The sequence below is a fragment of the Ralstonia soli genome (genome assembly GCF_023955655.1).
GTDB lineage: Bacteria > Pseudomonadota > Gammaproteobacteria > Burkholderiales > Burkholderiaceae > Ralstonia > Ralstonia soli.
Genome location: NZ_JAMXHT010000007.1, coordinates 16,473 through 29,043 on the forward strand (window position 1 = coordinate 16,473; position 12,571 = coordinate 29,043).

The window sequence follows — 12,571 nt, forward strand, 5'->3', positions numbered from 1 at the left end:
CCGACGAGTCAGTGGCGGTAGAACAATGCAGCACCAGCTGTCTGTTCGATCACGCTGGAACCGTCGCTTTTTCAATTTCCCGCCCCAAAAAAAACCGATTGGAGAAGACAATGAAAACCATCAACAAGCTTGCCCTCGCCGCATGTGTGATGACGAGCTTTGGCGCAGCGACCGTTGCGGACGCACATGGCATCTGGTTCGCGCAGCGCTCGAATGAGCTCGCATTGATCTACGGTGTAGGTGCCGATGATCTAGACGCAGTGAAGCGCCTGCCCAAGATCAAGGCTGCCGCGGCCTATGATGAGAACGGCAAAGAGGTGGCGATGCAGCTCACGCCCCATGCATCCCTGCTCGTAGTGAAGGCTGAAAAGGAGCCGGCGATCGTGACCGCTGTGCTCGACCACGGTCCGTGGAGCAAGGCAGCCGACGGCGAGTGGTACAACAAGGGCAAAGACGAGGTGCGTGATGCCTCGATCAGCGAACACACCTTCAAGTACGCTGTACATCTGCGCCGGCTGAATCTGGTGCCCCCCATCCTGCCAGCCCAGAAGTTGCAGATCGTGCCAATGGTGAAGCCTCTGCCGGAGAAAATGGGCGAAAAGCTTGTGGTCCGGGTGTTGTATGAGGGCAAGCCTGTTCAGGGAGCCCTCGTGCAGCCCGATTACGTGACTGACCCCGACTCCAAACCACTGAAGACTGGTGCCGACGGCATCGCGACCATCAAAGTGCGAAACCAGGGTCTCAATGTCGTCGTTGCAACGCTCACGACGCCACCTGCGAACCCCGTGCAGACGAACCGCGACGAGTATCTAGCGACGTTGTCATTCGTGCTACCGCACCAGCCCGAGTAAGGCCGACCGAGGCCAAGCATTGCGGGCCCTGTACGCACGTGAAGACGCATCGAGTTTGCATATGAACAGCCCATTCCCGTCCTTTCCGCAGTTCATCACTGCGCTCACGCTTGCAGTGCCAACCGGCCTCGCCTGGCCCCGGCTGCGCAACTGGCTGCGTGGCCGCCCCCCGGCACAGGCTGTCCCCTCGATGCTGACGACACGGGTGCGCCGAATCGTTGATGAGACAGCTGACATCAAGTCGTTCGAACTCGTGAGCGCCGACGGCTCTAAGCTGCCCGGCTGGAGCGCCGGCGCGCACATCGACGTGCGACTCGACCAAGATACTGTTCGGCAGTACTCGCTGTGTGGAGCACCTGGCACACAGGACATGTATCGCATCGCGATAAAGAATGCGCCTGACTCACGCGGGGGTTCACGCGCGATGCACCAGCGCGTGGGCGTCGGAGATACGCTTGTCATCAGTCATCCGCGCAATCACTTCGAAATGATCGACGATGCTTGCCACTACGTACTGATTGCCGCCGGCATCGGGATCACGCCGCTGCTCGCGATGGCGCAGGAGTTGCAGGCTCGCGGTGCCTCGTACGAACTGCATTACTTCACGCGTTCGATCGCCGAGACCGCGTTCCAACAAATGCTTTCGGCGCAGCCGTATGCTGATCGCGTGAGCTTCCATTACGCCGTTGGCGCGCGACTGCGTGACCTGCTGCAGGTGAGCCTTCGCCACTATTCACCTGGCCACCACATCTATATGTGTGGCCCGCGCCGGTTTACGGACGTCATCAACGATGTCACAGCCGGCATCTGGCCGCCCGAAGCTATCCACGTCGAATACTTCGGTGCGGACGTTGCTGCGACGTCCGCACCGGGCCACGCGTTCGAGGTTAAGCTGGAGCGCTCGAAGCGCACGATTCCGGTTTCCGCCGAATGCAGCATCGCCGATGCGCTATGCGCGCACGGCATCTCTGTTGCCACCTCGTGCCGCGAGGGTGTCTGCGGCACCTGTTTGACTGGCCTCTTGGCCGGCACGCCAGACCACCGGGACGCGTTCCTCAGTGACAAGGAGCGTAAGGCTGGCGACAGGATCATGATCTGCGTCTCGCGCGCGAAGTCTAAGCAGCTCGTGCTCGACATCTGACCGCGACAGCGGTCGAAAGCCTCCCCTACTCAGAGCGTCGAGAAGGAGTACGTGTGTACGTAGGGCCGATTGAGTAAGCGCCGTCATGTCTTGCTCGAAGCGCTCGGCGTGCACACCCTTGCCCATCGGTCACTGAGAATTTGATCGGCGGCGAAGTGTTGTCCTATCTGCTCGCCCCGATTCCAACAAGGATTCCAATCCCGCCGCAAGCAGATCGCCGAATGCCGATCCGTTGTGCGACATGAAAATTGGTGTGCCGCTAAGCATTCAGTCAAGAATTGGAGAGCCGCTCACATCGGCGATCAACTCAATGGAATCTCCAAGATCCACTTGAACGTCCACCGGTCGGTGCTACGCGTCAAACCGCGTCCAATACCGAAATTGAAAACGAACGGCTTACGGTCCACATCAAACGCGAGAAATAGCGTGTGCTGCTGCTCATGCAATGGCAGGAGATGATCAACACGCCCCAGTCCTGCGTAGTACTCCACCCCGGTGCGAACTCCGGTTGCGACAGTGCGAGCCACCTTGAATGCGGGCGCAACCTCTGGCACACCGCTGCGCTCGGGGCCAGAGAGGTTCCAGTCAAGCACTGGGTTGATCGCCCATAGCCACCGCTCATTCTGAAAGCCATAAATCGGCCGCAACTCCGCCGCTTGTTGCGATTGCTCAAATCGTGTCGCAACGTGAGCCAGCTCGACGTTGAGACCAGCGAAGTGGCCAACCCCATCTTCCGGTCGAACAGGCATCCACTTCACGCGGAGCTTCGGACCGGTGACGTAGTACGTGTTATCGCGCGTGAGCGAAGTCGGAACGTACAGACCAAGCTCTACCGACGGCGTCAATCCGTAAGAGAACTCAGCGGTTGCGCGCCAACCGTGGGGGGTTGTGACTTCTTTGGGGTACGAGGGCTCTGCGATGCCGCTCGGCGTCGTGTTCAGATGCAGCTCCAAACCAAACTCGCCCGGTGCGTTGATGTCGCCCGTATAGACCTGGATTTCGTCGGGCAGCGCTGCGTGCACCGGCGGTCCCGACACGTACAACAAACTTGCGGTGAGCCCGGCAATGTGGGCAATGCGCGAATTCAGCATGGGGGTACTCCGTTTTCTACCCGCCGAAGCACAAAGGTAGGATGAGCGCTCTTGCTTATGTCCCAGTGCGTTACAACGGGTGGGGGGATGAAATGAATCTGTACGGCGCGCACGTCAAGGCTTTTGCGACGGGCGAGCCTTGAGTCCGAGCGCCTCTGGCGCGACGTAAGCCAATGGCCCAAGTTGGAAGGCAGGTAGGCGACGGTATGCAGAGCAGCCCCCCAAGGGGAAAACTCATCGATAACTTTATGGGGCCGCGCAAAAACGCCCGCCCCAGCAAAGCTAGCGTGTTTCCTGCCTACCTTTCAGTACGGCGGAAAGTTTGATAGCTCCTGAGCTTTCCCCCATCGAGGCTAGCTAAGCTGGCCCTGGCAGACGTACTTGGTGTGAAGGTAGTCGTCCAGCCCGTGGACGGAGCCTTCACGGCCGTAGCCGGATTCCTTCACACCGCCAAACGGCGCGGCCTCGGCGGCCAGCGCCCCTTCATTGATGCCGACGATGCCCGTCTCCAGCGCTTCGGCCACGCGCCAGATACGGCGGACGTTCTGGCTGTAGAAGTAGGCGGCTAGGCCAAACGGCGTGTCGTTGGCAGCGGCAATCACCTCGTCTTCGGTCGTGAAGCGCGTCAGCGGTGCGACGGGGCCGAAGGTTTCTTCGCAGGCGCAGGCCATGGTGGCATCGGCGTCGATCAGCACCGTGGGTGCGTAGTAGTTGGGCCCAAGCTGTGTCAGGCGCGCACCACCGGTCAACACCTTGGCGCCCTTTGCGATGGCGTCCTGCACGTGCCGGTCGATCTTCTCGACCGCACGCGCGTTGATCATCGGGCCGATCTGCGAAGCGGGGTCGGCGGCCGGCCCGACCTTGAGCGCGGCCACGCGTGCGGCCAACTTGGCGGCAAACGCATCGTGCACCGCGTCGTGCACGAACACGCGGTTCGGGCACACGCAGGTCTGCCCGCCGTTGCGGAACTTGGCCGCCATGAAACCATCCACGGCGGCATCGACGTCGGCGTCTTCAAACACGATGAAGGGCGCGTTGCCGCCAAGTTCGAGCGACAGCTTCTTCAGCGTGTCGGCGCTGCGGCGCGCCAGATGCTTGCCGACGGGCGTGGAGCCGGTGAACGTGATCTTGCGCACGCGGCCATCGTCCAGCCAAACGTCCACCACTTCAGGCGTCCGCTCGCGCGAGGCGGTCACGATATTCAGCACGCCCGGCGGCACGCCGGCTTCCTGTGCCAGACGCACGAGCGCGAGCGATGTCAGCGGCGTGTCTTCCGCGGGCTTGCAGACGACGGTGCAGCCCACCGCGAGCGCCGGGGCGATCTTGCGCGCGATCATCGCCGCCGGGAAGTTCCACGGCGTGATGGCCGCCACCACGCCCACCGGCTCCTTGAGCGCAAACATGCGCCGGCCCGGCACCGGCGCAGGAATCACCTCGCCGTTCATGCGCGTGGCTTCTTCGCCAAACCATTCGATGTAGCTCGCGGCGTAGGCCACCTCGCCCTTGCCTTCAGCAAGCGGCTTGCCCTGCTCCAGCGAGATCAGCTTGCCAAGATCGTCCTGATGCGCCAGCACGAGATCGTTCCAGCGTTTGATGATCTGCGCGCGCTGCTTGGCCGGCACCTTGCGCCACGCCGGGAAGGCGGCATGCGCGGCGTCCAGGGCAGCCCGTGCCTCATCCGCGCCGGAGTCGGGCACGCGTGTGATGAGGTCGCCGGTGGCAGGATTTGTCACGTCCAACAGCGGGCCGGTTGCGCTCAGCCATTCGCCGGCGATGTAGTTGGCGCTGCGGATCAGGTCCGCGCGATCGAGTGAGAGAGACATCGTCTTTTGGTCCACAGCAAATGAAAATCAGGCACCCGCAACGTGCGCGGCAATCGCCTCGCCCACCTGCGTGGTGTTGGCGGTGCCGCCCAGGTCCGGCGTGCGCGGGCCGTCCTTCAACACGGCTTCGATGGCCGCGACGATGGCGTCGTGCGCTGCCCGCCCCGCCCCTTGTCCTTGCGTCAGGAAATCCAGCATCAAGGCCCCCGACCAGATCATCGCAATCGGGTTGGCGATGTTCTTGCCGTAGATGTCCGGCGCCGAGCCGTGCACCGGCTCGAACAGCGACGGGAACGTGCGATCGGGGTTCAGATTGGCCGAAGGCGCCAGGCCGATCGTGCCGGTCGTCGCGGGTCCGAGATCGGACAGGATGTCGCCGAACAGGTTGGTCGCGGCCACCACATCGAAGCGGCCCGGCTGCAGCACGAAGCGTGCGGTCAGGATGTCGATGTGCTGCTTGTCGAGCGTGACGTCGGGATAGCTTTGCGCGACTTCATCCGCGCGCTTGTCCCACCACGGCATGCTGATGGCGATGCCGTTGCTCTTGGTGGCGAGCGTCACGTGTTTGCGCGGGCGGCTTTGTGCAAGGTCGAACGCGAACTTCAGCAGCCGTTCCGCACCACGTCGCGAGTAGACCGATTCCTGGATCACGATCTCGCGGTCGGTGCCTTCGTACATGATGCCGCCGAGCGATGTGTATTCGCCCTCGGTGTTCTCGCGCACGACGTAGTAGTCGATGTCGCCGGGCTTGCGATTGGCGAGCGGGCACGGCACGCCCTCAAACAAACGCACGGGGCGCAGGTTGATGTATTGGTCGAATTCGCGGCGGAACTTGAGCAGCGAACCCCACAGCGAAACGTGATCAGGCACCGTGGCCGGCCAGCCGACCGCGCCAAAGAAAATCGCGTCCATGCCCTTGAGCTGCGCCTTCCAGTCGTCGGGCATCATCTGGCCGTGCTGCTGGTAGTAGTCGCAGCCGGCCCAGTCGATGTTGTGACACTCCAGCTCGAAGCCAAAGCGCTCGGCCGCCGCCTGGATGACGCGCAGGCCTTCTGGCATCACCTCCTTGCCGATGCCGTCTCCCGGGATGATCGCGATGCGAAATGCGGGAATCATGTCGTTCCTTGTTCTATTAAACGGAGACTGCGGCAGCGCGGTCCCGCTCATCAAGCCAGCCCTGACGCAGTTCAGGCACCGAGTTGGCGAGTTGCTCGTAGTACGGATGATGTGGGCCGCGATCAAAATCAGCGCGCGCCACCTGCGTGAGCTTACGACCGTGCTGCATGACGACGATCTCGTCGCACACGGCGCGCACGGTGTGCAGATCATGGCTGATGAAGAGGTAAGACACGCCCAGATCGCGCCGCAGGTCGGCCATGAGGTTGAGCACGGCCGCACCCACCACGGTGTCGAGCGCGGAAGTCACCTCGTCGCACAGGATCAGATCCGGCTCTGCAGCGAGGGCGCGCGCCAGGTTCACGCGCTGCTTCTGCCCACCCGACAACCCACCCGGCAAGCGTTGCGCCACGCTGTGCGGCAAGCGCACCAGATCGAGCAGCTCGCGAATGCGCCGCTGCAACGCCTCGCCCTTCAAGCCTTTGTAGAACTGCAGCGGCCGCGCCAGGATGCGCTCGATGGTGTGTGACGGGTTGAGCGCCGTATCCGCCATCTGGAAGACAATCTGGATGCGGCGCAGCTCCTCGTGGCTCCGGTTGGCAAGCAGCGGCTTGAGTTCACGGCCGGCGAACGTCATGTTGCCCTGGCACGGCGCAATCAGGCCTGCAATGGCCCGCGCCAGCGTGGTCTTGCCTGACCCCGATTCGCCGATCACGCCGATGGCCTGCCCGCGGTAAAGCTTGAGGTCGATCCCTTCGATGACACAGGTGATGGGCTTGCCCTTTGTGCCGACAGGTCCGTAGCTGGCAGCCAATGACCGTACATCGAGCAGCAACTCACCTTCGCCCAGGCAGTGCTCCGCTGGGCGCGCGGTTGGCCGCGCCGCCGCCAGCAGGCTCTTGGTGTAGTCATGATCAGGCGTGGCGAGGATGTGCGCGGTCGGGTTGATCTCCTGCATCTGGCCGCCGCGCAGCACCAGGATGTGGTCGGCCATCTGCGCCACCACGGCCAGGTCGTGGCTCACGTAGACCGCCGTGGCGCGGCGCTCGCGCACCACGCGGCGGAACGCACGCAGCACCTCGATCTGCGTGGTCACGTCCAGTGCGGTGGTCGGCTCATCCAGGATCACCAGATCCGGATCGATGATGAGCGCCATCGCCGCCATGAGCCGCTGCAACTGCCCACCCGACACCTGATGCGGATACCGCTCGCCAATGGTTTCGGGATTGGGCAGTGCAAGTTCGCGGAACAACTCCACGGCCTTGGCCTCGGCTTGCGCGCGCGACATCGTGCCGTGAATGCGCGCCGGCTCCACCACCTGATCCAGGATCGTGCGCGAGGGGTTGAACGACGCCGCTGCACTCTGCGCGATGTAGGCGACGGTGCGCCCGCGCAACGCGCGCTGCTCGGCAGGCGGCAGGTGCAGGACATCGATGTCGCCAATGCGCACGCTGCCCGATGCGATCTCGCATCCACGGCGGGCATAGCCCATCAGCGCCAGCGCAGTGGTGGTCTTGCCGGAACCGGACTCGCCAATCAGCGCCAGCACCTCGCCCGGCTGGATGGCAAAGCTGAGGTTGTCTACGAGGGTCTGTTCGCCTGCGGTAATGCGCAGGCCTTCTACGACGACGGACGCACCCATGTTCAACGCCCTCCGCGTTCGCGGGCCGCGCGGCCCGGCAGGTTGTCGATGACGATGTTGACGGCGATGGTCAGACTCGCGATGGCCAACGCCGGTACGATCACCGAGGCGCCTGCGTCAGGCAGCGCACCGATGTTCTCGCGCACCAGCGAGCCCCAGTCCGCATCGGGCGGCTGAATGCCCAACCCCAGAAAGCTCAGGCTCGCCAGCAGCAGTACCACGTACACAAAGCGCAGGCCCAGGTCGGCCAGCATGGGCCCGAGGATGTTCGGCAGAATCTCACGCAGCATGATGTACAGCGTGCCCTCACCGCGTGTACGTGCCACAACCACGTAATCCAACGCGTTGATGTTGACTGCCAGCGAACGTGCGATGCGATACGCACCCGGTACGTAGATAATCGCGGCGGTCGCCACCAGCATCGTCACCGAAGAACCGAAGCCCGCCACCATCAGCAGGGCGAACATCTTGCTCGGGATGGCGGTCAGCGTATCGAGCACACGGCTCAGCGTGGCATCAACCAGCCCGCCCATGGCGGCGGCAAACAGCGCCAGCACCGTGCCCGTACCGCTCGCCAGCAGCGTGGCCACGAGCGCCACTCCAACCGTATAGCGAGCGCCCTCCACCACGCGGACGAACATGTCGCGCCCGAGGTAGTCGGTGCCGAACCAGTGGGCCGCGCTCATGGGCCCGAACACGTCGCCATTGCCGTCGCCGCTCGTGATCAGATGCGCGGGCAGCAACGCGGGCCCGACCACGGCCGCCAGCAGCCAGAACACCAGCACGGTCAGGCCAATGAGGCCCGTGACGCCAAAACTGCTCAGCAGACGCTGGACGCGATTGCGCTGTGCTGGCAACGGAGCCTGGAGCGCAGGGGAAGAAGGGGTGGATTCCATAGTCATACTCATATTCGTGGTGTGGGCTTGCTCCCTTCACCCGTGCCGCAGGCGCGGATTGGCAACAATGCCCAGCACATCGGCAGTGGTTACTAGGAGCAGATAACCAGTGCAAAAAATCATGGCGCAGCCTTGCACCAACGGCATGTCGCGCTGGGACACGCCGTCGACCATCAGCTTTGCAATGCCGGGATAGTTAAAGATGGTTTCGATGATGATCACGCCCCCCAGCAGGTAGGACAATGACAGCGCCACGGCATTGGCAATCGGCCCCACCGCGTTGGGCAACGCATGGGCGAGCACAACGCGCATTGGCGAAGCGCCCTTCAGACGCACCATTTCGATGTACGGCGCTTCGAGCTGGTCGATAACCGCGGCACGGCTCATTCGCATCATCTGCGCGACGATGACGCAGCAAAGCGTCAGCACCGGCATAGCAAAGGCTTGCAGCATCTGCCCGAGCGATTCAATGGCATTGACATAGGAAAGCGCCGGTAGCCAGTGCAACTTCACGGCAAACACCAGCACGGCCAGCGTCGCTACCAGGAATTCGGGTACAGAGACCACCGCGACCGCTGCACTTGAGGCAATACGGTCGAATCTCGAGCCCCGCCAAACAGCCGAAGCGATGCCTAAACCAAGCGCTATCGGTACCGAAAAGAAGGCGGTCACGGCCGCCAACAGCAGCGAATTTGGCAAACGGCTCGCTACCAATTCGGCCACGGGAAGCTGGGTTGTGGCCGATTGCCCCATCTCGCCGCGCGCGATGCCTCCGAGCCAATGTACGTAGCGTTGAGGCGCCGGTACGTTCAGCCCCATCTGCGCGCGAAGCGCGGCTAGCGCCTCGGGCGTTGCGTCCTGACCCAGTTGCTCTTGCGCCGCGTCGCCGGGCAGCACAGCGGTGATCGAAAACACAATCACTGATACCGCCACCAGTGACAACGTTGCGAGCAGCACGCGCCGCACCAACAGCCTAAAGATGATTTGATTCATAACACTCGCCTCGACTCGATTCCGTCGCCACGTCAGGCATCGAGCCAGACGTTCTCAGCAAACGAGTAGCCCATGAGGCCACCCAGCGGAATGGGCGTGAGCCCTTTAAGCTTTGACGTGTGCCCATCAATGCTCGCGAGGAACATGGGAATGCCGATGCCCGCCTCGTTGTGAATCATGGTCTGCATATCGGCGTACATCTGCTTACGCTTGGCGATGTCCATCTCGGACCGGGCGGCCGTGAGCAACTGGTCGAATTTCGGACTCTTCCAGCGCGACTCATTCCATGCGGCGTCCGACTTGAAGAACTGCGTAAGGATGGCGTCGGCGCTCGGGCGCGGATTGGCATTGCCAAAGCCGACCGGACTGTTGAGCCAATGGTTCGACCAATACCCGTCAGCCGGCATGCGCTTGATGTCCAGGTCTAGCCCGATGCGTTGCGCGGTCTGCTGCAGCACCAATGCGATTTCCACCGAGTACAAGGCGGCCGGCGACGCCACCACTGGAATCTTGCCCGTGACGCCCGACTTCTGCAGGTGGAACTTCGCTTTCTCGATGTCGAAAGGCCGCTGAGGCAGATCCTTGAAGTAGAAGCGGTTGGTCGGGTCAATCGGTTGATCGTTGCCGATGACCGCGTGGTCGAGCGCGATAGTCTTCTTCATCTGCTCGCGGTCGAACAGATACTTCATAGCCAACACGAAATCAGGGTTCGCGCCAGGCCCCATGTCCTTGCGCATGATCAGGTCGGTGTACTGGCCTGATTGCGTCGTGAATATCGCGTATCCAGGGGTACTCTTGACGCGTGCAACAGCGCGCGGGTTAATCGCCGCCACCAGGTCCATCCCCCCGGAGAGCAATGCGTTGACGCGCGCGCTGTCATCAGCTATGCCAACAAACTCGATTTCGTCGAGGTAAGGCTTGCCTGGTTTCCAGTACCCATCGTTGCGTACGACCACCGTCCGCACGCCGGGCTTGAATTCCTTGATCTTGTAAGGTCCGGTGCCAATGCCGGCGCTGAAGTCGGTCGTTCCTGCCTTGACGATGTGAAAGGCGAACGTGCCGAGAATGACCGGCAGGTCGACATTTGGCGCGGTGAGCACCACTGTGACTTCGCTCGGACCTGTGGCTTTGACGCTCTCGATCTGGTCGGCCAGTACCTTGGCCTTGGAGGCTGTGGCCGGATCTTTGTGGCGCATGATGGAATACACCACGTCAGCCGGCGACAACGCTTTGCCGTCGTGGAAGGTCACGCCCTTGCGCAGCGTGAAGACCCAGGTCTTGGCATCTGCGGTATGGGAAGCCTCCGCCAACGCCAGGCGCGGCGTCAACGTTCCATCCAGTGAGAACAACCCGTTGTAGACCATGTTGCAGCGCGCATAGTCACTTTGGTTTGACTGTTTGGCTGGATCAAGCGTGTCGGTAGTTGCAGCCGTCGCGGCCGCCACGCGGATACGCCCGCCACGACGAGGTGTCTGCGCGTAAACATTTGCAGCTGTGGCAGCTAAGCTTCCGGCCAGCGTGGCTTGCATGCCACCGGCCATGAGCATCTTCAACACGTCGCGGCGCGAGGCGCCGCGCTTGAGCGACTCCATCACACGCAGGCTTTCGGTGGGGCCCACAAGGGCATCGAGTTGGTTAAGGCTGTCGCTCATGTTGTGTCTCCTGTTGCAGCTCAGCACGCCGCAAGATATGTTGTTCTAGGCGATACGGTATTGCGTCGGCTGCTATGCAAGCCGATCCTTCATGCGGTAATACATGCCTACTGCCGGCAGAAACCAAGGCGAGCCGAAGTGGCCGGGAATGGCACTCCACGCGCGATCGCGCCACGGGTTGGCGGCAGCGTTGCCGGCCATGACCTCGGCCATACGTTCACCCATGTGTACGGACATCTGCGTGCCGTGGCCGCTGTAGCCCATCGAATAGAAGAGACCGTCGCGCTCGCCGGCATGCGGTAGGCGGTCCTGTGTCATGTCAACCAGGCCACCCCAGCAGTAGTCCAGGCGAACATCGCGCAACTGCGGGAAGATCTCGGTCAAGCCGGCGCGCAGAATCTCGCCGCTCGCAGCATCCTCTTGAGGGCTGGACACCGCAAAGCGTGCCCGGCCGCCGAACACGAGCCGGTGGTCTGGCGTGAGCCTGAAGTAGTGGTGGATGTTCGCCACCGTCACATAGGTGCGGCGCGCCGCCAGCAACGCGTGCGCACGCTCCGCGCCCAGCGGCTCGGTGGTGACGATGAAGCTGCCAATAGGGACGATGCGCCGACGCAGCCAGCCGAACGTGCCGTAACCGCCGTGGCGCGAGGCGCCGGTCGCAAGCAGAACCTGCTTGGCCAGCACCGTGCCGCGCGTGGTGTGGATACGATGCACTTGCCCCTGCACATGCTCGAGGCGTTGCACGCAAGTGCACGTATGAATCTGGGCGCCCTGGCGTTGAGCCGCCATGGCCAAGCCTTGCGCGAAACGACCCATGTGCATCTGGCCGCTGCGCTTGTAGAGCAAGCCGCCTTGGAAGCGCTCGCTCTGCACCTCCGCGCGCACGCGGGCGGCATCGAGTATCTCGACATCCCGATCCACACCATCCGCAATCAGCCGGTCCGCGCTGCGTTGCAGGGCGTCCATCTGATACAGCCTGGTGGCGAGCTTGAGTTTGCCGTTGCGCTGGAAGTCGCAGGCGATGCCCTCGTCGCGCACGATGCGCTCCACCGTATCCACGGCGGCGTCGTAGGCGTGATACCAGGCGCGGGCGCGGTCCACGCCAACCTTGGCGGCCAGGTCAGCGTAGTCGACGGCCAGGCCGTTGTTGACGTGGCCGCCATTACGCCCCGACGCCTCAGGCGCCACCCGCTCGCCCGCTTCCAGCACGACCACGCTGGCGCCGCGCCGGGCCAGCGCCAGCGCCGCCGACAACCCCGTGAAACCGCCGCCGACGATCACCACGTCTGCCTGCGCCGGCAGATCGTGCACGTCCAGCGGCAGCGCGGGCACCGAGTCGTTCCAGTAGGAGTCGAGTTTCATGGAG

General features: G+C 62.9%; 10 protein-coding genes. 2 read left to right on the forward strand and 8 right to left on the reverse strand.

What is annotated here, in order from left to right:
- Window positions 1-110: 110 nt before the first annotated feature.
- Together NG900_RS18620 and NG900_RS18625 are read left to right on the forward strand one after the other, a co-directional pair.
- Window positions 111-851 (forward strand): DUF4198 domain-containing protein, encoded by a 741-nt coding sequence (locus NG900_RS18620; RefSeq protein ID WP_252682855.1) that lies wholly within the window; start codon window positions 111-113, stop codon window positions 849-851.
- Window positions 852-912: 61 nt separating this feature from the next.
- The gene (locus NG900_RS18625) at window positions 913-1,992 is read left to right on the forward strand and encodes a PDR/VanB family oxidoreductase (protein ID WP_252682856.1); all 1,080 of its coding nucleotides are present in this window, start codon (window positions 913-915) and stop codon (window positions 1,990-1,992) included.
- Between the two features lie 302 nt (window positions 1,993-2,294).
- Here the strand turns inward: NG900_RS18625 and NG900_RS18630 are convergent, their stop codons facing one another.
- The 8 genes from NG900_RS18630 to NG900_RS18665 all read right to left on the reverse strand — a co-directional run bounded on the left by NG900_RS18630 (window position 2,295) and on the right by NG900_RS18665 (window position 12,567).
- Window positions 2,295-3,083 carry a hypothetical protein gene (locus NG900_RS18630; protein ID WP_252682857.1) on the reverse strand — a complete coding sequence of 263 codons (789 nt, stop codon included), beginning with the start codon at window positions 3,081-3,083 and terminating at the stop codon, window positions 2,295-2,297.
- Window positions 3,084-3,436: 353 nt separating this feature from the next.
- On the reverse strand, window positions 3,437-4,906 hold the full coding sequence (locus NG900_RS18635; protein WP_252682858.1) for an NAD-dependent succinate-semialdehyde dehydrogenase: 1,470 nt from the start codon (window positions 4,904-4,906) through the stop codon (window positions 3,437-3,439).
- Between the two features lie 27 nt (window positions 4,907-4,933).
- Window positions 4,934-6,022: a tartrate dehydrogenase gene (locus NG900_RS18640; protein WP_252682859.1), complete on the reverse strand. Its 1,089-nt coding sequence runs from the start codon at window positions 6,020-6,022 to the stop codon at window positions 4,934-4,936.
- Window positions 6,023-6,038: 16 nt separating this feature from the next.
- Entirely contained in the window at window positions 6,039-7,664 is a 1,626-nt protein-coding gene (locus NG900_RS18645; protein WP_252682860.1) for an ABC transporter ATP-binding protein, read from the reverse strand.
- A 2-nt stretch (window positions 7,665-7,666) separates the two neighbouring features.
- Complete coding sequence (locus NG900_RS18650; protein WP_252682861.1) at window positions 7,667-8,560, reverse strand: ABC transporter permease; 894 nt, start codon at window positions 8,558-8,560, stop codon at window positions 7,667-7,669.
- A 36-nt stretch (window positions 8,561-8,596) separates the two neighbouring features.
- Complete coding sequence (locus NG900_RS18655; RefSeq protein WP_252682862.1) at window positions 8,597-9,553, reverse strand: ABC transporter permease; 957 nt, start codon at window positions 9,551-9,553, stop codon at window positions 8,597-8,599.
- A 32-nt stretch (window positions 9,554-9,585) separates the two neighbouring features.
- On the reverse strand, window positions 9,586-11,205 hold the full coding sequence (locus NG900_RS18660) for an ABC transporter substrate-binding protein (protein WP_252682863.1): 1,620 nt from the start codon (window positions 11,203-11,205) through the stop codon (window positions 9,586-9,588).
- Window positions 11,206-11,277: 72 nt separating this feature from the next.
- The gene (locus NG900_RS18665) at window positions 11,278-12,567 is read right to left on the reverse strand and encodes an NAD(P)/FAD-dependent oxidoreductase (RefSeq protein WP_289813885.1); all 1,290 of its coding nucleotides are present in this window, start codon (window positions 12,565-12,567) and stop codon (window positions 11,278-11,280) included.
- Window positions 12,568-12,571 lie beyond the last annotated feature (4 nt).

Excerpts from the sequence above, each read along its gene's own strand:
- NG900_RS18620 (WP_252682855.1), top strand. The coding sequence starts at position 111 with ATGAAAACCATCAACAAGCTTGCCCTCGCCGCATGTGTGATGACGAGC.
- NG900_RS18625 (WP_252682856.1), top strand. The coding sequence starts at position 913 with ATGAACAGCCCATTCCCGTCCTTTCCGCAGTTCATCACTGCGCTCACG.
- NG900_RS18630 (WP_252682857.1), bottom strand. The coding sequence starts at position 3,083 with ATGCTGAATTCGCGCATTGCCCACATTGCCGGGCTCACCGCAAGTTTG.
- NG900_RS18635 (WP_252682858.1), bottom strand. The coding sequence starts at position 4,906 with ATGTCTCTCTCACTCGATCGCGCGGACCTGATCCGCAGCGCCAACTAC.
- NG900_RS18640 (WP_252682859.1), bottom strand. The coding sequence starts at position 6,022 with ATGATTCCCGCATTTCGCATCGCGATCATCCCGGGAGACGGCATCGGC.
- NG900_RS18645 (WP_252682860.1), bottom strand. The coding sequence starts at position 7,664 with ATGGGTGCGTCCGTCGTCGTAGAAGGCCTGCGCATTACCGCAGGCGAA.
- NG900_RS18650 (WP_252682861.1), bottom strand. The coding sequence starts at position 8,560 with ATGGAATCCACCCCTTCTTCCCCTGCGCTCCAGGCTCCGTTGCCAGCA.
- NG900_RS18655 (WP_252682862.1), bottom strand. The coding sequence starts at position 9,553 with ATGAATCAAATCATCTTTAGGCTGTTGGTGCGGCGCGTGCTGCTCGCA.
- NG900_RS18660 (WP_252682863.1), bottom strand. The coding sequence starts at position 11,205 with ATGAGCGACAGCCTTAACCAACTCGATGCCCTTGTGGGCCCCACCGAA.
- NG900_RS18665 (WP_289813885.1), bottom strand. The coding sequence starts at position 12,567 with ATGAAACTCGACTCCTACTGGAACGACTCGGTGCCCGCGCTGCCGCTG.